This window comes from Kiloniella antarctica (assembly GCF_042682825.1).
GTDB lineage: Bacteria > Pseudomonadota > Alphaproteobacteria > Kiloniellales > Kiloniellaceae > Kiloniella > Kiloniella antarctica.
This window is the reverse complement of the sequence record NZ_JBHUII010000013.1, coordinates 437,655-460,143: the sequence shown is the minus strand read 5'-3', so window position 1 is coordinate 460,143 and position 22,489 is coordinate 437,655. Positions and strand designations below refer to the sequence as shown.

Sequence of the window (22,489 nt, the reverse complement as noted above, 5' to 3'; positions counted from 1 at the left end):
AGATAGCATTGTTGAAATTGTGGATATTTGGATACAGTCAAAAGTAATATGCGTGCATTAAATGCTGAAACATTGTTGAGGGGGCAGTGTGAGTAAAGTTGAAGACAATAAAAATCAAATAAAGATTCGCTTGAATAAGCCGAGAAATGAAATTCGTATTGTCGTTGTAACGCCGACCTGTAACCGGGTGAAATTTCTTCAGCAAGCACACCGTTATTTTCGCAATCAGAACTATCCATACCCGGAAAATTTATTTTGGTGTATTTTAGATGATTCTAAACAAAAACCGAATACTCTTTTTCACGCCTCTCTAAGTTCTTCTCCGAATATTTGTTATGTGCATTGTAAGGAGAAACTTCTTATCGGTCGCAAGCGGAATATTTTGAATAATATGGCCGTTCGTTTAGACGCAGATATCGTATGTGCAATGGATGATGATGACTGGTATGGACCAAACTATGTTGCCGAAATGGTAGAGTTATTAATGACTTCAGATTTTCCTTTGGCTGGTGGCTCGGCTGTATATTTTTATGTCGTAGGGGAAGATAGAATAATCCATTTTAATCGTCCGTTCGGCTCTTATCATAGTTGTAATGGTTTAATGGCTTATAAGGCTGAATTATTGAAATATACTTCATATGACGATGAAAAGGCGACTGGAGAGGAAATGGGGTTCACCAAGGGTTTCAAAATACCTCTCAAGCAACATCCGGTGACAAAGCGCGTTTTCCTTGGCCTTGTTCACCCAGCCAATACTGTTTCTAAAGACTTTATTGTTAAAAATGAAAAATATAAAACAGATTTAACACTTGAGGATTTTTCAATTGATGAAAGCACGAAAGCCTTTTTGAGGGCTCTTTAGGCAGCGTCATATGTTTGGCTTTAGCATTCTTGTCATCGAATTAATTGAGGAGCAGTTGTAATTATATTTTTGAAAAAGATTCAATTGTTTGAATGAATACTCTTATAACGTTTAATATTAAGTACCCATCAGTTTAGTAGTTGTATGGAGGGGGGAATTTAAACTGGCGTCGAATCAATATCACTCAATTAATTCAAATTCTTGAAATAATAACATCGTAAAAAACGCTTTCTTCTTGACTGAAAAAAGCCTTCCCCTCTAAACTTGTATATACATCTCAACAGGGGAACGAAGTAATGATTATAACAAAGAAGATGATGGCGGCACTTGCCATCACGGGATCCATGATCTCAGCGATCTCTGCACCAAGCTTTGCAGATACAGTTAAAATTGGCATGAACGTGCCTTTGACCGGCTTTGCGGCTGCAGATGGTACGTCAGCGTTACTGGGTGCTGAGCTTGCTGTTGAACAAGCTAACGCTGAAGGCGGAATTAACGGTACTCCTATTGAGCTTGTACGTTACGATGACCAAGCATCACCAAAGCAGTCCGTACCAATTGCAAATAAGCTAATCGGGCAAGACGAAGTCATTGTGGGAATTTCTGGAAGTTATTCAGGCGCAACGCGTGCTGCGGCCGGTATCTTCCAATCTGAAGGTGTGCCTTATATTTCTGCATTTGCTGTGCACCCTGATATCACGAAATCTGGCGACTATGTCTTTCGGACTTCTTTTGTCGGGGAAGTTCAAGGGCGTGCTGGTGCAAAACTTATCGGTGAAATGTTGGGTAAAAAACGGGTTGTCGTCATTACCCTTAAAAATGATTTTGGTCAGTCTCTGGCTGCGGGCTTTAAGTCTAAAGCGGCTGATTTTGGGATTGATATCGTCAATGAGTATGAATATTCGATCAAAGACCGCCAGTTTGGCCCGATTGTCACCAAAATAAAATCAGATAAACCGGATGCAATTTATGCTTCTGGGTATTTCTTTACTGCAGGGCCGTTGGTTTCTCAATTACGTTCTGCTGGAATTGATGTCCCTGTTATTGGTCAAGAAGGCTATGATTCAGAGAAGTTTATCGATATTGCCGGACCTTCTTCTGAAGGTGTTTTGATCACAACCTCCTTGGATCGTGATTCTACTGTTGCAGAAACCAAAGACTTTATCTCAGCTTTCGAAGCTAAAGCTGGTTACAAGGCCGATATGGTCGCCGCTTCTGGACATACAGCAGCCAATGTTGCGATTGCAGCGATGCGTAAAGCAGGTACAACAGATCGGCAGGCGATCCGGGATGCCATTGCAGCTATAAACATGGTGGCTTCAACAGGTACGATTTCCTTCAATGACTTGGGTGAAGTGAAAAAGAATGTTCAGGTCCAAGTGGTAAAAGATGGTGCTTGGCATCATTACGCTGTGATTGATGATCAGGAGCTTTTGGCACCTCCGGTGAAGTAATTCCACGAGTTTATTCTCAACACCTGCCACCTTTATTGGAAATTTTTGATGTTATATGTGGAACTGCTGGCCCAGGGTTTGGTGCAAGGTAGCATTTATGCACTGGTTGCTGTCGGCTTAACCCTTGTTTACGGGTTGCTTCGAATATTACATGTCGCGCATGCGGGGCTTTTTACCCTCGGAGGGTATATCGGGGTCTTGGTGACCAACGCGACGGGTAGTCTGCTTTTAGCGGTGATTGTTTCCATGCTGGTGGTAGGTTTGTTGGGGATGGCGATTTACCGTCTTTGTTATCAACCAATCCTCAACAAGCCACCTTATGTTGCGTTGATTGCTTCTATTGGTTTGTTCATTGCCATGGAAGAAATTTATCGCATTGCATTTGGCCCCTATGGAATTTCCTACGATAACCCGCCTCTACAAGACGTCATACATATCTTTGGTATTACCTTACGTCTTGGGGAAGTCGCGGTTGGGGTTGGTACTCTCGTTCTTATTGGTGCTCTCGCTTTGTTTGCCAGCAAAACCCGTTTTGGCACGGTGTGGCGTGCGACCGTGACTGATCCTGAAATGGCTGAGTCCTTTGGTGTTGATATTATAAAAGTACGATATCTGAACTTTTTTATCGGATCGGCTCTTGCTGCCGTCGCTGGGGTGATGGTGGCTCTCTTGAATAACCTGGTGGAGCCAACAATGGGTAGTGTTCCAAGTTATAAAGCACTGGCAATTATCGTTCTCGGCGGGCTTGGAGATGTGCGAGGAACCTTGATTGCAGCATTGGCGCTGGGTGTTATTGAAGCCTACGGAACTATTTATCTTGGGAATTATCTGGATCGCGATGCGATTGCCTTTGCTTTCCTTATCCTTGTATTGATGGTTCGGCCTCAGGGCCTGTTTGGGAAGGCTTAAGTTATGTTGGGTTTAAGCGGTTATGAAATCAGTTTGATTACATCCATGGGCATTGCGGTGATCTTTGCCTTAAGTCTTAACTTTATTACTGGATTTTGTGGGCAAATTTCCTTGGGGCATGCAGCCTTCTATGGCATCGGTGCCTATACATCTGCCATGTTAACCAAAGCGGGTATGCCCCTTGGTGTCGGTATTATGGGGGCTGTTATTCTGGCAGGCATGGCTGGAATCGTTGTTGGATTTACATCCTTGCGCGTACGCCATGATTTTCTTGCGATTACGACGATGGGTGTTGGGTTTCTGTTTTTGGGAATAATGCGTCAATGGGACTTTGTCGGTGGAGAAATGGGCGTTTCTGGTATTCCTGGATCAGATCTTGGAAAATCAGGGTTTATGCTTTTAGTCTTGGGCTTTGTAATCCTTACCGCACTTTTTAGTCTCCATCTCAAACGCTCGTGGATGGGATACTCCTTTGACGCGATTGCTGATGATGAGGACACCGCCAAAGTTATTGGGCTCGATGTTTCACGTTACAAACTTGCGGCTTTTGCCATAGGAACGGCGTTGGCAGGATTGGCAGGAGCACTCTATGCGCACAATGTACGCTTTATTGACCCAGAAAGCTTTGGTTTTGTTGAATCGATCACTGTTTTAGCTATGGTTGTTATTGGAGGGATCGGCTCGGTTTTTGGTGTGATTTTTGCCGCGGCTGTTTTAAGCGTTTTGCCACTTTGGATTCAATTTATCGATGAGTACAAACTCTTACTTTATGGGGGATTACTCTTTGTAATGATGCGTTTTAGCCCTGGCGGCATTGCCGGGTTAATGAAACAAATCATGTCTCTTAAGGCCTCTAAAAATAACTCTTTGAATGCCCCTGGGGGTGTTGATCAATGAGCAAGCTTCTTGAAGTCTCTAACGTCAGGGTCCAATTCGGTGGCGTAGTTGCCGTAAATGATGTCTCTTTTTCGTTGGAAGAGGGAGAACTCCTTGGTTTTATCGGACCAAATGGAGCGGGTAAAACGACGATGATGCGAGCGATCACGGGTGTGGTCACTCCAACTTCTGGTTCGATCCTACTGGGGCAGCAGGAGTTGATTTCTCTCCCAATACACGAGCGAGTTCGCATGGGGTTGGGCTTTTCTCAGCAGTTAGTGAAACCATTTCGTAACATGACCGTGTTGGAAAACGTAGCCCTCACTGCGGGAGCTCATCTCACCAGATCGCCGCTTGCGGCCTTATTCAAGGTCGGCCGCGATGCGGAGCAAACAAAGGCTCGGGAATTACTCGAACTCGTTGGAATCTCGGATGCTGCTGACTCAGATCCGTCCAATTTACCTCTGGGTTATTTAAAACGATTGGAAGTTGCGAGAGCTTTGGCATTAGATCCAACCCTTTTACTATTGGACGAGCCATTGGCTGGTCTTAATCATGCCGAGGCACATAAGTTGGCGGATATGATTGTCAATCTCAATAAAGCGGGGCGCAGTATCATTCTTATAGAACATAACCTCGGGGAAGTTATGCGCATTTGCTCTCGTCTTGTTGTGCAAGACAACGGCAATAAAATCGCTGATGGAGATCCTGAAAGCGTTATGAATACACCAGCTGTACGGGCGGCTTATCTAGGGGAGAATACGGATCATGTTGCAGCTTAAAAATATAGATTGCGGGTATGGCGTTTTTCAAGCGGTTCATGATTTGTCATTTTCTGTTGAACAAGGGCAGGTCTTTGCCTTGCTTGGCCCAAACGGGGCTGGAAAATCCAGTACCATTATGTCGATTGCGGGACATGTGAAGCTCTTTGCGGGCAGCATTTACTTTGATGGTGAAGATATTACGCGTTTACATGCTCGAGAACGGGTAGCGAAGGGAATTGCCGTTGCGCCAGAAGGACGACGCCTTTTTCCTGATCTCACAATTGAAGAAAACTTGACTGTTGGGGGGTATTGCCAGCCAAAACAACGTGAAGCTCTCAATAAGGATATCGTATTCACACTGTTTCCACGCTTGACGGAGCGTTTGAAACAGCCCGCCGGAACTCTATCGGGTGGTGAACAGCAGATGTTGGCCATCGGTCGTGCGATGATGACAGAGCCTCGTCTGTTGATGATCGATGAAGTTTCCTTAGGATTGATGCCTAAGATGGTTGATGTCTGCTACAAAGCAATTGAGCATTTGAAAAGTCAGGGCGTTACTATTTTGTTAGTGGAACAAAATACCAAACGTGCTCTCGAGGTTGCTGATCAGGTTTGCGTTCTGGAATCTGGCAACGCTGTTTGGCAGGGAACCGCTGCTGATGCGAAAAAAGATCCCGATTTGATCGAAGCTTTTCTTGGAATGTCGAAAGAGACCGCCGCTTAAAATGCCGGTTTAAAACATGAATATACCCTACTGTTATTGTTGCGTTGAAAGTTGCAATACTTGTTAGGGTCGGCATTCTCAAATATTGGGATACCACGCACGTAACCGCGGTTTTACCGAGTATGGCGTAAGTGTGGGCAACAAGTCGAACATTTCCAGATGCAGTTGCTTTTCAGATTGAGGTCTCAACACAAATATAAAAGCATAACTCATAACTATCAGGTTCCTTTCATTTGGCGGTTTGGGACCTGATACTGGCTGAGAAGGGCGGGACAGATCTTGGACTAATTTGTATGCTGAGTTTTCTTTAAGAGGGAATTAGCTGTTCTCTGAAATCACCTTCAAGTGAGATTATAATGAAAATTGTCACTGTGTCAGCACGATTTGCCCCGGAAAACTCTTCGACAGCGATCAAAATTCTTCAGACTATCAAGGAAGAAGCTCGTTCTATGGATAATTGTCTTTGTTATGATTTTTATGTAGACCCAATTGAGAAGGGTCTGCTCTTTATAAATCAAAACTGGGGAAGTGCAGAGGCGTTTGAATCCTATCGGTCAAGTGACCTTTTTAAGAGAATGATTAGAGAGCTTAAACCCTTAATGATTACGGCTCCAGAAACCAATGTTTATGAGGTAGAGCGAGCTGCCTGACGGGCGCTTTGAGGGATCAATGACCAGCACCAATTTACCAGCATATTGCTTTTACAAAGTCTTTGACCCCGAACCGCCAAAGGTGATGACGTTTGATCAGCACTACCTACTTTATAGCGCTCAGGGTGGTATAAGGCTTGAGGCCGAAGATCGCTATTGGATATTGCCCCCTTCACGAGCCGCTTGGATACCTGCTGGAACCAGCATTAAGATCGAGTTAACGCATCGGGTTACCTGTTGCTCGATTTTGTATGATACAGATTTTATCAACTCGAATATTTTGCAATGTCAAGTCTTGGCTATGCCTACTTATGCCCGAGAAATGATTTTGCACACCCGGCGTTGGGGGCCAAATCAGGAAATTTTGAGTGATCATGCAAAGCAGTTTTTTATCACTTTATCAGGGGTTTGCTCTGAACTCGCTCAAGAACCAAGCGAAGTTTGGCTGCCTAAAGGCCAAACTGAAGCAATGCGGCGTGCTCTGGAGTTTACCCAAAATCATCTTGGAGATAAGAAATCCTTTGCTGAGATTGCTGCAGCCTCTTGCATGTCTGAGCGATCTCTTACGCGGATTTTTACCCAGGAAACAGGTCTGACCTGGGGGCAGATGCAGCGACGCATGAGAATGATCCGAGCTATGGAATTGTTAGGAACAAGTGAAGATCAGATTGTAAATGTGGCATTAGATGTGGGGTATGATTCGATAAGCGCATTTAATCGTGCTTTTAAGGACTTCAGTAAGGTTACCCCGAGTGAGTTTCGAAACCGACTGTCACAACTCACGTGAAGTGCGAATGTTAGTTGTTATTTTAAATGGTTAGGGGAAAGCTTAAATGCCATCCAAAATGGTTAATGTACACTCTGCATTGGCGTGGCGCATGGCTTTGATTGGGGCATAATCACTACTGTTTATGAACCGTTTTGCGCTCTCCATATCGGGAAACTCAATGAGTACAATTCGTGTTGGTGACCAGAGGTCATTCTCAACGACTTCCATGTCGCCGCCTCTTGTGCGGTAGATCCCGCCATATTTCTCTGCGAGCGGTTTCGCGAGTACTTTATACTCTTCGTATATTTCAAGGTTATTGATTTTGGTATCAACTAAAATGTACGCGCTCATATGTTTACTTTCTTCGGTGTTCGAAGGCTTATAAGTGACCGAGGTTTCGAAAACTGCTGTGGCCAGTTTTGCTGATGATTAAATGATCGTGCAATTCAATGCCGAGTTTAATACAAACACTCTTGATTTCCAGAGTCATATTAATATCTGCTTGAGAAGGCGTTGGGTCTCCACTGGGGTGATTGTGTAACATAATTAGTGCTGAGGCATTTAGTTCCAATGCGCGTTTGACAACTTCGCGTGGATAAACGGGTGTGTGGTCCACAGTCCCTGTTTGTTGAATTTCATCAGCGATTAATCGATTTTTACGATCTAGGAATAGTAGTCTAAATTGTTCAATTTTTTCCTGGGCCATCGTAATCTGGCAGTATTCTATCAGTTTGTCCCATGAATCGATGATGGGATGTTCAAGAATAGCTTCTTTACTCATACGTCGGGCTGCTTCTGGGATCAGCTTTAATATCGCGGTTGTAGAAACCCCAACGCCGGATACTTGCTGTAACTCAGATACCGAAGCAGAAAAGACAGCGGCCAAAGAGCCAAACTCTGCGATGAGTTTTTTGGCGAGAGGTTTGGTATCCCCGCGGGCTTTCGCACCAAAAAGCAAAAACTCCAAAATTTCATAATCGGCAAGACTACCAGCGCCTCTGTCAAGGAGGCGCTGGCGCAGTCTTTCACGGTGACCATGGTAATGGGGTTTATCTGTGCTCAAGCCAATTCCGAATATCTGTCAGTCCAAATATTTATTTTGTATACGGCGCCTTATGCCAGCCCTTAGGAGAAAGGGTGAAAATTTCACAACCGTCAGCCGTCACACCTAAAGTATGTTCATACTGCATAGAGAGAGATTTATCCTTGGTTACAGCTGTCCAGCCATCATTGAGGATTTTCACGGCATATTTTCCCCCATTGATCATAGGTTCAATCGTGAAAATCATACCTTCGAGTAATCGAGCACCTTTTCCAGGTTCTCCGTAGTGCAGAACGCTTGGTGGGGTGTGGAAGCTTCTGCCTATGCCATGGCCACAGAAGTCTTCCACAACGGAAAAACGATTTGCTTCAGCATAAGTTTGGATTGCATGACCAATATCGCCCAATGTTGCTCCGGGCTTCACCACATCAATTCCTTTAAGCAGACACTCATATGTTACGTCATTTAAACGTTTAGATTTTACGTTTGGTTGGCCAGAAAAATACATACGGCTGGTATCACCGTGCCACTCATCCAAAATGACAGTAACATCTATATTCAGGCTATCACCATCGCGCAGAATTTTGTCTTCGCCTGGGATACCATGGCAAACAACGTGATTGACCGATGTACAAATTGATTTTGGAAATCCCTTGTAATTCAAAGGCGCAGGAACGGCATTGTGTGAAACGATAAACTCATGACAGAGATCGTTTAATTTCCCGGTAGAGACACCAGGTTCAACATATGGTGTGATGAAATCGAGGGTTTCGGCGGCCAACTTCCCAGCTTTGCGCATACCGGCAAAGTCTTCTGCGGTATAAGTTACAAACTGTCGCTCTTCACGTGTCAGATTGTCGATCACGTTATCTCTTCCATTTCTATTATCGTACTGCAGCACTCAAGTCGGGTGCGCTGTGGTCACATATTTTACTAATTTATGCCTTATATACCTAGCGTAAGTGGCTTATCCAAGTAAATTCCATCTGGACACACGCGACAAGAATAGGCCACGACCTCTACACCACGCGCCATTGCCTCAATGAGAGCATTTGCGTACATGGGATCGATATCTTTTGCCGTTGAGAATGTTGAGCAGTCGCTTCTTTGTGCCAAGTAAAACATGACAGCGCGGTGTCCTTGTTCGACCATGTCACCAAGTTCTTGTAGATGTTTTGTTCCTCGACTGGATACTGCGTCTGGAAACTCTGCAATATCTGGTTTTCGACTAAGTGTTACGGATTTGACTTCCACGTAACAATCCGGTCGATCCGGTTCTTGTAAGAAAACATCAATACGTGAGTTTTTACCGTATTTGATTTCGCGTTTGATCGTACTGTAACCCGTTAATTCAGATACGTTTCCGGCTGATATCTCTTCAAAAACAAGTTTGTTCGGCACAGAAGTATTTACACCAACAGGAGTTACAGCCGCTGCGCCGATTTCCCATGTGTATTTTAATTTTCTTTTTGGGTTGTCTGATTCTGATAACCAAACAGGAGACCCGGGTTCGATCAAACCCAGCATGGAACCAGTATTGGTCGTATGGGAAGTTACAATACTTCCATCTGTCAGTTCCACGTCAGCAAGAAAGCGTTTATATCTTTTAACGAGCTTGCCAGGGATGAGCGGGGTTGAAAATTTCATCTGGGTCCTCTTTTCTCAGACCTTAGTGGTTTCTTTCTTTTGTATGCAAGAGGAAACATTAAGGAGAGGTGCTATTAATAAAGAAATTACAACTATCGTGTATTGTAGCATTTAATCCTGAGGACCATTTTCTTATAGTGCCATTTATAACACTTGCCAAAGATATCGAAGACGCTAAAACTTAATTCCAGACTTAATTTGTCTCAAGCTTGTGAAAATACAGGTATATATATTCGGAGAATTTCTATGAACCGCCATAACATTGTAACGATTTCTGCAACAGCAATTCTATTAACAGGATGTGCTTTTGGTGGAAAAAGTGAACAGGCGGCACCTCAAGAACAACCGGCTGTTTCTGCGCCAAGTAGCCCGAATTTGGCAAGACCTCCGAGCAGCAACCCAAATGAAGTGATCAATAGTAATGTTACAGGAACGGTGAATGCCAATGACCAGGGATTATCTATTAGCGATCAACCATCCGTAAACAGTTATCCTAACGGGACGGCAACACCTGCACAAAACAGTACGATTATTGAAGGTACTGACGGTAAGCTCTATTCGGCTGATGATAAAAAGACGGACGAAGACTATCAAAGCGACGTGGCATCGTGCCATTATTATGCAAAGGGGTTAGTTGCCCATGATGCGCGGGTCGAAGATGACCGTGGCGGTAGTTTTGGTGACAGCTTGGGAGGTGGTAGATCCTCTATTCTCACTTTGAGGCAGAATATTGATTCGACAGAAGTAAAGAAAAACCAAGCAAAGCATTTCAGTCGTTGTATGAAAAGCAAAGGTTATTATCAGCGATAGTGCTGCCTTAATTTTTGCGGATTACAATATTCTCTTTTCGATAATGATCATTACCTTATCTTAGGATTTGAAGTCTAACTCTGTTGATTAATGCAGTGTATTAATTGGACGGGAGAGCTGTGTGCTTCTTCTTTACGTGACTCTACAGGCGGTTTCATGATCAGTTTTCTTCTTCAAAACTTTAGGTTTCTGTCGTTTGGTTTCTTGTTGGCACTGGCCTCCAGTTTTGGTCAAACCTTTTACGTTTCTCTTTTTAGTGCAGACATAAGAGCAGAGCTTGGCCTGTCACACGGCGATTTTGGAGTTTTGTATTCTTCGGCAACATTGGTAAGTGGCTTTGCCGTTATCTGGTTTGGAAAGCAAATCGATTATGTCGACTTGAGGATTTATGCTTGCCTTGTTGCCCTTGTATTAGCGCTTGCTGCATTTGCTTTGGCGATGGTGCCGTCTGGCTGGCCTTATTTGATTTTACCAATTTTCTTTTTCATAAGGCTCTGTGGTCAAGGTTTGATGATGCATACTTCAATCACAGCTATGGCACGGTATTTCCATGAAAATCGAGGGCGGGCAATTGCGATTGCATCTCTCGGTTTATCGTTGGGCGAAGCCTGCTTGCCTCTGTTAACAATCCTTCTGATTGGCTTTATGGGATGGCGAGACGTCTGGTTATTGAATGCTGTTCTTTTGAGTTTGGTTCTTATTCCGGCAATATTATTTTTATTGCGTGGTCATAGCGATCGGGATGCAAGGATGAACGAACAAATTAAAAGCCAGGCAGCTGCTAATCTTGATGTGGATGAGGTGCGACACTGGAGCAGAGATGAAGTGGTCAAAGATCCTGCTTTTTACTTGTTGTTGCCAGGGCTTGCGACATTAGCTTTTGTTGTGACAGGTATTTTCTTTCACCAGATTCACATCGTGACCACAAAAGGGTGGTCCATGGATTGGTTTGCAGGAACATTTACGGCTTATGCTGCAACGATAACCATTAGTGCTATTGTTGCAGGCTCAATGGTTGATCGTTACGGGGCCATAAAATTGTTGACCGTTCATATCCCCGTATTTGCATTTGGCTTGGTGTTTCTAGTCATTTCTGATCACGCATATGCAGCACTTATTTTTATGATGCTAATTGGCATTTCTGTTGGTTTTGGGTCTACAACGTTGAGCGCCTTTTGGGCCGAAGCTTATGGAACGAAACACATTGGGGCTATTCGAGCTCTGGCAATGTCGATTTCTGTTCTTGCAAGTGCGATATCACCCGCGCTTTTTGGATGGATGTTTGATCTTGGTGTTTCTTCTGAAAAGGTGGTGATTGGCTGTATATTGTGGTGTTTGTTTGCGGCGACCTGTTTGTGGTTTTCACAACGGCAAATACTAAGGCGTCGTTTAAACACGCGCATTGTACCTGTTATTTGATCAAAGAAGAGAAGGTTAATAGCCTTCTCTTCTTTGATTTCGATCTAAAAGTTATTGAAAAGCTTTTTTCATAAAAGGAATACGGGACAGAACAAGTAAGTCGAGGGCCATTACTGTCAATAAGGTGATGCCGACAAGGGGAAAAGCCAACGAGAGAAGTAACATAATAAACACGGCTCCTTTCCATAGAGGCATATCCGCCGGAGCAGGAGGCGCAACCAACCTTCCAGCACCTTTTGGACGACGTAGCCACCACATGAGAATACCGCTCACACAAAGAAAGATCACAGCGAGACAGAACAGGGCGTTGAGAATGGTGTTCCACCAACCCATGTCACCTTGGTGTAGCGCAATGCCAACAGCCATGGATTTAGCCATTAAAGAATAATCCTCAAATCCAACTTCGCCGAGAATTTTTCCTGTATATTGATCAATGTGAACTGTCTGGTCGCCGGTAGGTGTTACAGTGTCTCCGTCCTGAGAATCTGCCGAGATGGTATATACCCCGCTTGGGCTGGTTGGCAGGTTGATGCGAAACTGCTGGTCAAAGCCGATGGCTCTCGCCAGAACAACCATTGAGTTCAGGTTAATAGCATAACCTTCAGGAACACCAATTTTTCCAACGTCTGAGCCGGAAAGGGGTAACTTTGTTAATTCAAGCCCCCAAGGCACTTCTTTGACAGCACCATCGTTCATAACGCCGTGAGTTTCATCTGAAAGTGGCACATTGTCCCATTTTTCAGCAGGAAAAGAACTCCATGGTTGTACGTAGGTTCCCCCCCAAATACCCGCCCAGGAAAGGCCGGATATGAGGAAAAAGAAAAGAATGATGGAGATGTAAAACCCGATTGAAACGTGAAGTTCCTTCAGGAAATTTCGCCCCTTCATTGAAAGCTTTGGAACAAGCACTTGGCTCAAGCCTTTTCCATTGCGCGGCCACCACAAATAAAGACCGGTCACAATCAGGATAAGGGTTAAGCCTGCGGCAATCTCAATGAGGCGATCCCCGAGATCTCCAATTAAAAGAGATCCATGGATATCACTGGCGAAATAAAACCAAGTTGTATCTTTTTCGACGGTCCCGACGATTTCTGCGGTGTAGGGATCAACGGAGACTATTGTGTTTACACCATCCAGTTTGATGGTAAAGAGGCTTGTCCGATCTTCGGCGGGGGCGGGCATATATTGTCCGATAACGGCATCGGGGAAGGCTTGTTTTACTGTTTCTAATTGTGTTGTTGGTGCCGTCATCACGCTTTGTGGTGTGACATAGATTTTTTCGCCAAACCGGGTTTCAATCGAGTTAAAATAAACCATGATCAAGCCAGTGACGGCCAGCACCAACATAAAGGGAACGACAAAAAGGCCGGCATAGAAATGCCATCGCCAAGCGGCGTTGTAGAACTTTTTTGTGAGGGAAGAGGACGTTGTTTGTGTCGCATCCGTATTTAAGGGCGGGTTGTTCGCTGTCATATCAGACATGACAAACTCCTGAGTATGTTCTCTTTGCGAGAATATTAATTATTTAGTTGTTTAAAGAGACATGTCGATAAAAAACCTTTTGGGTTTTTGAACTGAAAATACTTTAAACAAGCTGGTTTTTTTTACTTCAGGATGAGGTTGGTGGTGCGCGGGAGCCGTACGCAAGGTGGATCAAAAGGCTGGTCAGGTGGCTGTCAGAGATTGAGCTTGCCACTGATACTGGTGATGCTTGTTGATCAAAATTGGGTTGTGAACTTGTTGGTGTCTGATCCACGTGGACGGAGAAAACACAATCATTCGTGGATGTTTTTTCTTCACTGTCAGAGCTCGGAACAGCGATCTCTTTTAGGCCTTCTGGGGTGCAGATAACCAACGTAAGCGATCCCGATGAGGCATCGGTCATCATTCCTTGAGGAATCAAGGATGCAGCCAGAAACGGCAGTAGAAGCATAAGCTTTACCGTTGCTCGCAAGGCTGTTCGTTGATTTTTAAACATAGGAATGTTTCTCAAGTTTTCCTGTTTATAGTCGAGATTTTGCTCGTATGACAACAATAAAAAGATTTAAGACATCGAGATTAACGCGGTAGTAACAACACGAAAGTTGTTCCTTCAGAGATTACTCTGTAGCTTCTAGTCAATAGTCACATGATCTACAACAAATTCATATTTAGAGGGCGATAATCATGACTTGGAAGATCTACCTTTCTGGTGAGATTCATACAGATTGGCGCGATGAAATTGCGGAAAAAGCCAAAGCATTGAGTTTACCGGTTGAGTTTTTTGCACCAGTTACAAACCATGCCGCATCAGATGATTGCGGCGTTACTATTCTGGGGCAAGAGCCAAACAAGTTCTGGCACGATAATAAAAGTGCCAAGGTAAACGCTATTCGTACCCGAAATTTAATTGAAAAATCAGACATTGTTGTGGTGTGTTTTGGTGAAAAATATAAACAATGGAATGCGGCATTTGATGCAGGATACGCTGCTGCGCTTGGTAAAAGTATTATTGTGATGCATGGGGGGAGCCATCAGCATGCCCTGAAGGAAGTTGATGCGGCTGCGTTGGCTGTTACTGAGACGCCAACCCAAGTCGTTGATATTTTAAAATATGTGATTAAGGGTGAGCTTTAATCAAGATAATGCTGTGATATTGTACTTGATTGTGCTGAAAACATTGAGGGTGAGATGAATAACGAAACTGATCGTGTGTACAGAGCTTGCTTGATTATTATTGGAAATGAAATTCTTTCCGGTCGTACGCAAGATGCCAATCTGGCTTTTTTAGGTGAGCAGTTAAACGAAATCGGTATTTGTCTGGATGAGGTACGGGTGATCCCTGACGTGCCCAAGCGCATAATTTCAACTGTTAACGAAGTTCGTCGCAATTTTGACTATGTCTTCACAACTGGGGGGATTGGCCCTACTCATGACGACATAACATCGCAATGTGTCGCTGAAGCTTTTGCTGTCGACCTCATCCTTCATCCTGATGCTTACAAGGCAATGGTTGATTTTTATGGAACAGAAAAATTAAACGATGCCCGTTTACGGATGGCACATGTACCCGATGGGGCGACGCTTATCGAAAATGATATTTCAATTGCTCCAGGTTACCGGATTGAGAATGTCTTTGTGATGGCTGGTGTACCTAAAATTATGCAATCAATGTTTTTCAAACTGGCCCCAACATTAACAGGTGGTAAGCCAGTACTGTCTCAAACTTTATCGTCTGGAGCAAAAGAAGGGGACATAGCGCAGGGGCTGGGCGAAATCCAGTATGCTTTTAAAGGAGTGGATATTGGCAGTTATCCCTTTATGGGGCGTGGTGGAACGGGAGTTCGTATCGTGATGAGATCGAGTGATGAAGTTAGTTTGGGGAAATGCGTTCTTCGGGTGTCAGAGCTTCTGAATCAATATGTTAAGTAGGTTTGTAAAAGCATTTCTTGGTAGGTGTATTGTACTATCAAAGTATAAATTTACGAGTGATGGGGGAGGAATTAATCTGATTCCAAAATAAATTAGGAATATAGAAATATGAGCCTGTAATATTGAGTAATATGAAGGGGTGAACCATGCAGTAAAGAAGGCGTTAGGCCGCCGTAAATACTGCCAATATTGCGGCATAATTATATTTGCAATTTATTTTCTTGTTTTTTTTTATGAAATAGCCCACTTTTAAATATATGGGATTTTATGAAAATGCACTGAAATCGTCGGGGGATCGATAGAAATGCAAGACGCATTGGAAGTAACAGCAGCAGAGCGTCGCGGTAAGACGCGTATCGGAGCTACTCTTAATGGTAGCCTGAGGTTTGGTCCTGAGCTCACAGCTGACTGTGAAGTTCTGGATGTATCTGTCACAGGTGTGAAGGTTCAGTTGACGGATACAGTTCCTCTGAATAGTGATGTGACCTTGATTTTACCGGGTTCCGTACATTTCGGAGGTGAAGTGATGTGGCGACACGGCCTTATGGTGGGCTTGAAATTTAGAAATTCTCCTGAAAAAATTGCAGAGCGCCTTTCAGGTATTCTAAATAACGATGATATGCGCCAACTTCATAGTTAAATTGTAAAGTTTAACGCCGCTTCACAGTGTGATCTATTTGAAGCCCCTTTGATTATAAAGGGGCTTTGTTGTTTTGTTGCTTATATAACAGCTTTGGGCTTGTTTTCTCTACTTTGTAAGTCATCAAATTCTTCAACTAGTTGGTCCCAGTATATCAAAGCCTGAGGAATAGTCATTTTCCCATAACCAGCCATGAACCGTTGTGCTAAGGGAAGAAAGTCAACTTTATCCGTCTTTTGCCAAACATTTAGATGCCAGGTATCCCTTGATGTCTGGATACCTTCACCTGTTGCAAAGCCAAAGGCTTCTAACTTGTTGAGTCCTTGATGAACGATAAAGGGGATCAAGTCGTATTCACCTGTTTCGTAAAACAGTATGCGATCAACATCTATCTCAGATAAATTGTGGGCAACGAGAATGTTGGCCTTGCCGTCTGGGTAGGGAGTGAGTACCGGATAGCTTTCTTTGGCTTCACGTTCACAACGATAACCGTTAAGGATGCCAGGCAATAGGAGGGTTTGATCAATAGGGCGGCCTAGTACTATCTCGAGCACATCAGGATCCATTAAAGAGCCAAAAAAGAAAAGGGTCTGACTTTGTTGGCGTAGGGTATTCTCTTTAATGCATGACATGCACTTTACTCCGGGCAATCAAAACTCTGGTCGAATTATACAAGCTTTTCTAATGAGCTTATTAAACCCAAGGAAAATAAAAAATAAAATTTAGGGATAGGTGGCACTCTCTTTCCTGAGAAAGAGAGTGGTGCGGACGGCGGGACTTGAACCCGCACGGCCGAAGCCAACGGATTTTCATACCAGCTACAGCTTTCGCTGCCACGCCTTTGGTGTAAAACACCGCGCGTTTGTGGTCTGGACTATCCCTTCACCATAACAAGGTCAAACTCACTAAACCGTTGTCGTAGGTGCTGCCCGTCTAGTCTCTACACCTTCCCAAGTCTTTTTCAAGTCTAGGGCTTGGCTCGGGATTGGCATAATCTTGCGATTGAAGCTTTCCCCGAATTTGAGCAGTTCTACTCTCTGAGTTTCCTCAAAGGCACTCAATTTTTTAAGTCCGTCGTGTCTACCAATTCCACCACGTCCGCACGTGTTGTCTAGGACACTCTGTGGGGAAATCTCTCGCCCGAATGGAGTGTTAAGTCAAGTGATTCGTTTCTTCAAAATTGAAAATATTTGTCTTATTTGATGTTGTGGTCAATTTTATAGGTAGATTGCAGGCCTTTGATTACTATTGAGAATATACTTTATTGTTTTGACTTAACTCTTCTCTTCATTGTTAAACTCACCCCGCTCTATTGCTCGGTCGAGATCAACTTGCACGTCGGGAACATAGTCATCTGCTTTTGCTTCCTCTAATAACCATTCTCTGAAAGCTTTGATTTTTGTAATTTCAGAGGTGCTTTGAGGGGAAACTACATAATATTGATAATTGGAGGGTGTGCGTGGTCCAAAAGGGCATACTAACCTGCCAGCTTTAAGGTCGTCATAAGTTAGAGATGTTCGACCAAGAGCCACGCCTTGGCCTTCAATGGCTGCTTGCAGAATGAGGCTTGAGTCGTTGTATCCTGGACCTTTATCAGGGTCGATGTCCGTTACGCCAGCAATTTGAAGCCATCGTCGCCAATTAACTGAAAAGGGTTCTGAGCCGACATCATCATGTAACAAGGTATGGTATTTTAAATCGTGTGGTGTTTTAAGGGGCAGAGTGCCTTTTAGAAGATGAGGGCTGCAAACAACGAGGCTTTCATCCTCCATCATCTGGTCAATGCGCAGGCCAGGGTATTGTCCGGTTCCAAACCTGATCGCCATATCAACGTCATCTCTAGAAAAATTAGTTTTGGTAATACTCGCTGATACCAATATGTCGATTTCAGGGTGGATGCGACGAAATTTGGGCAGACGTGGAAGCAACCACTTTGCTGCAAAGGAAGGCATGACTGAGACCTTTAACGTTCCGCGATCCCCACCATCGTATAATTTCTGTGTTGTTGTCTTGATGATATCAAATGCTTTGCTTACAGCAGGGAGAAGGAGTTGGGCTTCATCCGTAAGGATAAGACGCCTGTTCATGCGTCGGAAAAGCTGAATTCCGAGATGATCCTCAAGAGATTTGATTTGATGACTGACGGCCGCCTGAGTGACAAAGAGTTCTTGAGCTGCTTTTGTGAAAGACAGGTGACGAGCAGCTGCTTCAAAGGCACGTAAGGCGTTGAGTGGTGGTAAGGGTCTGAGCATGGGTTCGCATTATAAAATCTAATCTGATATATGAAATAACATCGTTTGAGAATTAAATCAATCGGCCATATCTTAGGTTTATCAAAGATTACAAACGAAGATAGTCTTCAGTGTTAGCTTTATTCAGATAAGGAGAATTGTTATGGCAAATGTATCAATGCACAAAACCAATACTTGTGGCGAACTTCGCAATAATAAGCAGATTGCACTCTTTCTGATGGCTCCTGTCGTATTTACTGTCGAAACATTGGTTGCTTGGCAAGATCGATTGATCATGCGTGATCATCTGCGTGATGTAGATACGCGACTCTTGTCTGATATGGGGATTTCAGTAGAAGAAGCCAAAAACGAAGCTATAAAGCCTTTTTGGATGAACTGATTTTAGTCGACCCTGCCCCGACACGCTATCGGGTACTCCTTTGGAGATAGCGTACTCTTTTCTCGTGAGAGAAAAGTGAGAATAGCCCGTTTTAGAGCGCCGACAGCTTTATGACGGGCTTTTTTTGTTTTAACTCTTGAAGTTCTACTCGTACTTAAGGGAGGAACTGTTCACGAATGATACGTTCTTCGAGATTGTGCTCCTGATCAAACAGCAATTTTAGTTCAACGCTGTTATCTTGACGTACCGTAACTTTCTTAACGTTCTTGATTTCGGTAAAATCGGCTGCGGCAGATACAGGACGTTTTTCTGTGTCAAGGGTCCGAAAGGAGACTTCAGCAGTGGCTGGAAGCAAGGCTCCACGCCATCTACGGGGACGGAAGGCGCTGATCGGGGTCATGGCAAGAAGGGAAGCGCCAATTGGTATGATTGGACCATGGGCGGAGAGATTATAGGCTGTGCTGCCCGCGGGTGTTGAGACGATGACACCGTCGCATACAAGTTCTTCCATACGTTCAATGCCGTCAATATCAATACCAATACCTGCGGCTTGTCGACTTTCTCTGTGCAGGGAAACTTCGTTGATGGCCAAGGCTTCGAATTTTTGCCCACTTACTGTCAAGACAGACATGCGCAAGGGGTGTAATGTAATTTCAACAGCAGTTTCTATACGCTTATCTAAATCTGATTCGTTGTATTGATTAAGCAAAAATCCAATTGTACCTCTATTCATACCGTAAATTGGAATATTGAGGCCAATATATTGATGTAAGGTTTCAAGCATAAAGCCATCCCCACCAAGGGCGACGATAACGTCAGCATCATCCGGCGCGACAGCTTTGTATTTGTTCGTCAGGCAATCTAGTGCATTGGTTGCTTTTTCTGTTTCAGAAGCAACAAAAGCCAGACGTTTTCTACTCATACTCTTAACCTTTTCCTGTAAAGCATGCGGTTCTGATGTATCATGCTTTTCACAAATGATAACAATAGACTGACAGTCACTTGTTGGACTGTCAAAATGTCTGATAAAGGAAGACTGAAATTTATCAGATGATTTATATTAAAGATTATTGAATTTGGGGGAGACCGTATCTTGATTCGTCTTTTGGCTGTATTTTTCGCCATCTCTTTTTTTACTTCAACCGCACAGGCGATAGATCGGCACGCAGGGTATTATTATCCGGAGCCTATTTATCAGGAAATTTATAAGGCGCGCGCTCAGGCGCTGAAGACTGCAAATAGAAAAACGCGTGTTGCATTTGTTACATCTATTACCCAACAAAATATGCAACGGGAGTTTCCTCCTGAGGCAGCTATCTTTGCCAAGGGGAATGATGCAGAAAAATTGATTATTGTCGGTCTTGTGGATGGGCGTCTTGATACGATTTATAGGTCGCGCGCTATTTTCGCAAATATGACGGCTGCGGCCCGTACTCTTCCTATTTTTCAAGAACTGGGTGTTGAGGATGTTTTTACCTTTTTTGATCTTGCTGCTTTAATGGGGTTCAGACAAATAACAATTACCAACGGGCGAAACTTTACTCATCAGGTAATTTTAAAATAACGGATCTTAAAAAGTTAAGCAGACAATAAGCCAGTTACTGTAGGGCGTTTCTACGATGATATTACGTGTCTTCCTTCCCTTTGCGCTTGGGTATTTCCTTTCGTTTCTCTTACGAGTGGTGAACGGTATCATTGCACCTGATTTGGTGTCTGAGCTTGGTCTTGATGCATCTGAACTTGGCTTGTTGACCAGTACATTTTTTATTGCTTTTGCGGCGACACAACTTCCCCTTGGGTTGCTTTTGGATCGTTATGGACCCCGAAAAGTAGAGAGCGCGCTTATGCTTTTTACGGGGGCAGGGGCGTTGTTGTTTTCATGGGCAGACAACTTCTATTTACTTTTACTTGGGCGTGCATTGATCGGATTTGGTGTGTCCGCTTGTATGATGGCTGCTTTTAAAGCTTATGTGAGCTGGGTACCCAAAGATCGTTTACCGCTCATTAATGGATGCCATCTTGCTGCAGGTGGTTTAGGAGCCATTGCCGGGACTGTTCCTGTTGAATATCTTGCATCAGAAATTGGTTGGAGAGGTGTCTTTGTTGTCCTGGCCGGGCTTTCAATTTTAATTGCGGTGATCATTTATTATATTATTCCCAGACGGGATGAAATTCCACCAACCGAACCTCTTACACAACAAATTAAGGAGTACGGGCAAATATTCCGAAGTTCCTATTTTTGGAGAATCACGCCCTTTACCGTGATGTCTCAGGCAGCATTTTTTTCATTGCAAGCCTTATGGTCAGGACCTTGGTTACGGGATGTTGCAAATTTTGAGCGGGACACGGTAGCTTCTATTTTAGCTGGAATTGCTTTTTCTGTTTTTATCGGTTTCTTGTTGGGAGGCTTTGTAACGGACTGGCTAAGGCGTCATCAAATTAGCCCCGTTACTGTTGGTGTCTATGCGATGTTATTCTGCCTTGTGCCGCAGGCTTTGCTTTTACTTGGTGGCGGATCGTTTGTTGCTATTGGTGCTATATGGATGTTGTTTGGTGTATTAGGGACCGGAGGATATCTCATTTATCCGGGTTTTTCTCAGTACTTTCCGGCACGCTTGGCGGGACGGGTGAACACAGCTTTGAATTCTCTGGTATTTGTAATGGCTTTTGGTGGACAGTGGGCCGTTGGCGCAATCATTGAGCTTTGGCCCGAGCAATCAAGCGGTGGTTATGCTGTCGAGGGGTATCAGGCTGGTATTATCATGCTGTTGGTTGCACAAGCAATGACTGCAGGTTGGTATTTCCTGCAGCCACTTTTTATAACAAAAGATTAGTTCTTTAAATATTATCCGCCTGTAACGCTCATGTGACGTGCAACTGATGGGTCAGCATCCCGGTCGATAATAAAGTCATGGCCCTTTGGTTTGCGAGAAATTGCCTCAAAAATAGCCTGTTCTAAGGGCTCATTTCCATCACTGCTTCTTAAAGGAGTGCGTAGATCTGCTGCATCGTCTTTTCCTAGGCAAAGGTAAAGTGTTCCAGTGCAAGTCATTCGAACACGGTTGCAACTCTCACAAAAATTGTGTGTCATTGGCGTAATAAAGCCAATTTTGCCACCCGTTTCTTTTACTTCAACATAACGCGCTGGCCCGCCAGTTTTGTAATCGATTTCGTTTAACGTCCAGTGTTCGCCAAGAATGGACCTGACTTCAGTCAGGGGAAGATATTGATCCACTCTATCTTCATTGCCAATGTCGCCCATCGGCATCACTTCGATAAAGGTAATGTCGAAACCTTCATCTCCGCACCAGGAAACAAGAGTATGTAGCTCATCGTCGTTTACGCCACGAAGAGCAACAGTGTTGATTTTAACGTGTAAACCTGCTTTCTTTGCAGCTTGGAGGCCTTCGAGGACCTGATCTAGTTGGCCCCAACGGGTAATTGCGGCAAATTTATCTTTGTTCAGGGTGTCGAGAGAAACATTGATGCGGCGCATTCCTGCATCGGCGAGTTGTTGTGCGTACTTTCCCAACTGGCTTCCGTTTGTGGTTAAGGTCATTTCGTTGAGCTGCCCTGATTCAAGGTACGGAGTCAGGCTATTGAACAGCTTCATAATGTTTTTGCGGACAAGAGGTTCGCCACCAGTAAAGCGTAACTTTTTCACGCCCAAACTAATAAAGGAAGCTGAAACCCGTTCAAGCTCTTCAATGGTAAGAAGTTCTTTTTTCGGTAAAAAGGTCATGTCTTCAGACATGCAATATACACATCTGAAATCACAGCGATCGGTTACGGATATACGCAAATAATCAACCAGACGACCAAAGGGGTCGATCATGCCTGGGTGGTTTATTTGAGTGGCAACAGATGCAGGCTCTGGTGGC

26 protein-coding genes are annotated in these 22,489 nt (G+C 44.0%); 16 read left to right on the top strand and 10 right to left on the bottom strand.

The window, feature by feature from the left end; genetic code table 11:
• Positions 1–88 precede the first annotated feature (88 nt).
• The 8 genes from ACFSKO_RS20745 to ACFSKO_RS20710 all read left to right on the top strand — a co-directional run bounded on the left by ACFSKO_RS20745 (position 89) and on the right by ACFSKO_RS20710 (position 7,026).
• The gene (locus tag ACFSKO_RS20745; RefSeq protein ID WP_380255299.1) at positions 89–862 is read left to right on the top strand and encodes a glycosyltransferase family 2 protein; all 774 of its coding nucleotides are present in this window, start codon (positions 89–91) and stop codon (positions 860–862) included.
• Positions 863–1,158: 296 nt separating this feature from the next.
• A complete protein-coding gene (locus ACFSKO_RS20740) occupies positions 1,159–2,316 on the top strand; it encodes an ABC transporter substrate-binding protein (RefSeq protein ID WP_380255297.1) in 1,158 nt (385 codons plus the stop codon).
• Positions 2,317–2,364: 48 nt separating this feature from the next.
• Positions 2,365–3,225 (top strand): branched-chain amino acid ABC transporter permease, encoded by an 861-nt coding sequence (locus ACFSKO_RS20735; protein WP_380255295.1) that lies wholly within the window; start codon positions 2,365–2,367, stop codon positions 3,223–3,225.
• 3 nt (positions 3,226–3,228) lie between these two features.
• A complete protein-coding gene (locus ACFSKO_RS20730; protein ID WP_380255293.1) occupies positions 3,229–4,122 on the top strand; it encodes a branched-chain amino acid ABC transporter permease in 894 nt (297 codons plus the stop codon).
• Entirely contained in the window at positions 4,119–4,883 is a 765-nt protein-coding gene (locus ACFSKO_RS20725; RefSeq protein ID WP_380255291.1) for an ABC transporter ATP-binding protein, read from the top strand. The genes ACFSKO_RS20730 and ACFSKO_RS20725 overlap by 4 nt, the downstream gene beginning before the upstream one ends.
• On the top strand, positions 4,870–5,589 hold the full coding sequence (locus ACFSKO_RS20720; RefSeq protein ID WP_380255289.1) for an ABC transporter ATP-binding protein: 720 nt from the start codon (positions 4,870–4,872) through the stop codon (positions 5,587–5,589). Before ACFSKO_RS20725 ends, ACFSKO_RS20720 begins: the two co-directional genes overlap by 14 nt.
• Positions 5,590–5,945: 356 nt before the next feature.
• Complete coding sequence (locus ACFSKO_RS20715) at positions 5,946–6,239, top strand: putative quinol monooxygenase (RefSeq protein ID WP_380255287.1); 294 nt, start codon at positions 5,946–5,948, stop codon at positions 6,237–6,239.
• A gap of 19 nt (positions 6,240–6,258) precedes the next feature.
• Positions 6,259–7,026, top strand: a complete 768-nt coding sequence (locus ACFSKO_RS20710; RefSeq protein ID WP_380255285.1) for a helix-turn-helix domain-containing protein — start codon at positions 6,259–6,261, stop codon at positions 7,024–7,026.
• Positions 7,027–7,068: 42 nt separating this feature from the next.
• Here the strand turns inward: ACFSKO_RS20710 and ACFSKO_RS20705 are convergent, their stop codons facing one another.
• The 4 genes from ACFSKO_RS20705 to sfsA form a co-directional block, all read right to left on the bottom strand.
• Positions 7,069–7,359, bottom strand: a complete 291-nt coding sequence (locus ACFSKO_RS20705; protein WP_380255283.1) for a DUF1330 domain-containing protein — start codon at positions 7,357–7,359, stop codon at positions 7,069–7,071.
• A gap of 28 nt (positions 7,360–7,387) precedes the next feature.
• Positions 7,388–8,071, bottom strand: a complete 684-nt coding sequence (gene radC / locus ACFSKO_RS20700; protein WP_380255281.1) for a RadC family protein — start codon at positions 8,069–8,071, stop codon at positions 7,388–7,390.
• 31 nt (positions 8,072–8,102) lie between these two features.
• Entirely contained in the window at positions 8,103–8,915 is an 813-nt protein-coding gene (map, locus tag ACFSKO_RS20695; protein ID WP_380255279.1) for a type I methionyl aminopeptidase, read from the bottom strand.
• An 80-nt stretch (positions 8,916–8,995) separates the two neighbouring features.
• On the bottom strand, positions 8,996–9,697 hold the full coding sequence (gene sfsA / locus ACFSKO_RS20690; protein ID WP_380255277.1) for a DNA/RNA nuclease SfsA: 702 nt from the start codon (positions 9,695–9,697) through the stop codon (positions 8,996–8,998).
• A 246-nt stretch (positions 9,698–9,943) separates the two neighbouring features.
• Here sfsA and ACFSKO_RS20685 point away from each other — a divergent pair, with 246 nt between their 5' ends.
• Positions 9,944–10,507, top strand: a complete 564-nt coding sequence (locus ACFSKO_RS20685; protein ID WP_380255275.1) for a hypothetical protein — start codon at positions 9,944–9,946, stop codon at positions 10,505–10,507.
• 156 nt (positions 10,508–10,663) lie between these two features.
• Positions 10,664–11,926 carry an MFS transporter gene (locus ACFSKO_RS20680; RefSeq protein ID WP_380255273.1) on the top strand — a complete coding sequence of 421 codons (1,263 nt, stop codon included), beginning with the start codon at positions 10,664–10,666 and terminating at the stop codon, positions 11,924–11,926.
• 51 nt (positions 11,927–11,977) lie between these two features.
• Here the strand turns inward: ACFSKO_RS20680 and ACFSKO_RS20675 are convergent, their stop codons facing one another.
• On the bottom strand, positions 11,978–13,408 hold the full coding sequence (locus tag ACFSKO_RS20675; RefSeq protein ID WP_380255271.1) for a PepSY-associated TM helix domain-containing protein: 1,431 nt from the start codon (positions 13,406–13,408) through the stop codon (positions 11,978–11,980).
• A 127-nt stretch (positions 13,409–13,535) separates the two neighbouring features.
• On the bottom strand, positions 13,536–13,904 hold the full coding sequence (locus tag ACFSKO_RS20670) for a DUF2946 family protein (protein WP_380255269.1): 369 nt from the start codon (positions 13,902–13,904) through the stop codon (positions 13,536–13,538).
• 188 nt (positions 13,905–14,092) lie between these two features.
• Between ACFSKO_RS20670 and ACFSKO_RS20665 the strand changes: the two genes are divergently transcribed.
• The 3 genes from ACFSKO_RS20665 (at position 14,093) to ACFSKO_RS20655 (ending at position 15,977) form a co-directional block, all read left to right on the top strand.
• Entirely contained in the window at positions 14,093–14,542 is a 450-nt protein-coding gene (locus tag ACFSKO_RS20665; RefSeq protein WP_380255267.1) for a YtoQ family protein, read from the top strand.
• A 54-nt stretch (positions 14,543–14,596) separates the two neighbouring features.
• The gene (locus ACFSKO_RS20660; protein ID WP_380255265.1) at positions 14,597–15,337 is read left to right on the top strand and encodes a competence/damage-inducible protein A; all 741 of its coding nucleotides are present in this window, start codon (positions 14,597–14,599) and stop codon (positions 15,335–15,337) included.
• A gap of 304 nt (positions 15,338–15,641) precedes the next feature.
• Positions 15,642–15,977 carry a PilZ domain-containing protein gene (locus tag ACFSKO_RS20655; protein ID WP_380255263.1) on the top strand — a complete coding sequence of 112 codons (336 nt, stop codon included), beginning with the start codon at positions 15,642–15,644 and terminating at the stop codon, positions 15,975–15,977.
• A gap of 80 nt (positions 15,978–16,057) precedes the next feature.
• On the opposite strand, the gene ACFSKO_RS20650 is transcribed toward ACFSKO_RS20655, so the two are convergent.
• Entirely contained in the window at positions 16,058–16,609 is a 552-nt protein-coding gene (locus ACFSKO_RS20650; RefSeq protein ID WP_380255261.1) for a gamma-glutamylcyclotransferase family protein, read from the bottom strand.
• Between the two features lie 642 nt (positions 16,610–17,251).
• On the bottom strand, positions 17,252–18,229 hold the full coding sequence (locus tag ACFSKO_RS20645; RefSeq protein WP_380255259.1) for a transcriptional regulator GcvA: 978 nt from the start codon (positions 18,227–18,229) through the stop codon (positions 17,252–17,254).
• A gap of 142 nt (positions 18,230–18,371) precedes the next feature.
• Here ACFSKO_RS20645 and ACFSKO_RS20640 point away from each other — a divergent pair, with 142 nt between their 5' ends.
• The gene (locus tag ACFSKO_RS20640) at positions 18,372–18,608 is read left to right on the top strand and encodes a DUF1127 domain-containing protein (RefSeq protein WP_380255257.1); all 237 of its coding nucleotides are present in this window, start codon (positions 18,372–18,374) and stop codon (positions 18,606–18,608) included.
• A 154-nt stretch (positions 18,609–18,762) separates the two neighbouring features.
• On the opposite strand, the gene ACFSKO_RS20635 is transcribed toward ACFSKO_RS20640, so the two are convergent.
• Entirely contained in the window at positions 18,763–19,587 is an 825-nt protein-coding gene (locus ACFSKO_RS20635; RefSeq protein WP_380255428.1) for an NAD kinase, read from the bottom strand.
• Between the two features lie 114 nt (positions 19,588–19,701).
• Between ACFSKO_RS20635 and ACFSKO_RS20630 the strand changes: the two genes are divergently transcribed.
• Positions 19,702–20,172, top strand: a complete 471-nt coding sequence (locus tag ACFSKO_RS20630; RefSeq protein WP_380255255.1) for a molybdopterin-guanine dinucleotide biosynthesis protein A — start codon at positions 19,702–19,704, stop codon at positions 20,170–20,172.
• A 55-nt stretch (positions 20,173–20,227) separates the two neighbouring features.
• On the top strand, positions 20,228–21,442 hold the full coding sequence (locus ACFSKO_RS20625; protein ID WP_380255253.1) for an MFS transporter: 1,215 nt from the start codon (positions 20,228–20,230) through the stop codon (positions 21,440–21,442).
• 11 nt (positions 21,443–21,453) lie between these two features.
• On the opposite strand, the gene moaA is transcribed toward ACFSKO_RS20625, so the two are convergent.
• Positions 21,454–22,443, bottom strand: a complete 990-nt coding sequence (moaA, locus tag ACFSKO_RS20620; protein WP_380255426.1) for a GTP 3',8-cyclase MoaA — start codon at positions 22,441–22,443, stop codon at positions 21,454–21,456.
• Between the last annotated feature and the right edge of the window lie 46 nt (positions 22,444–22,489).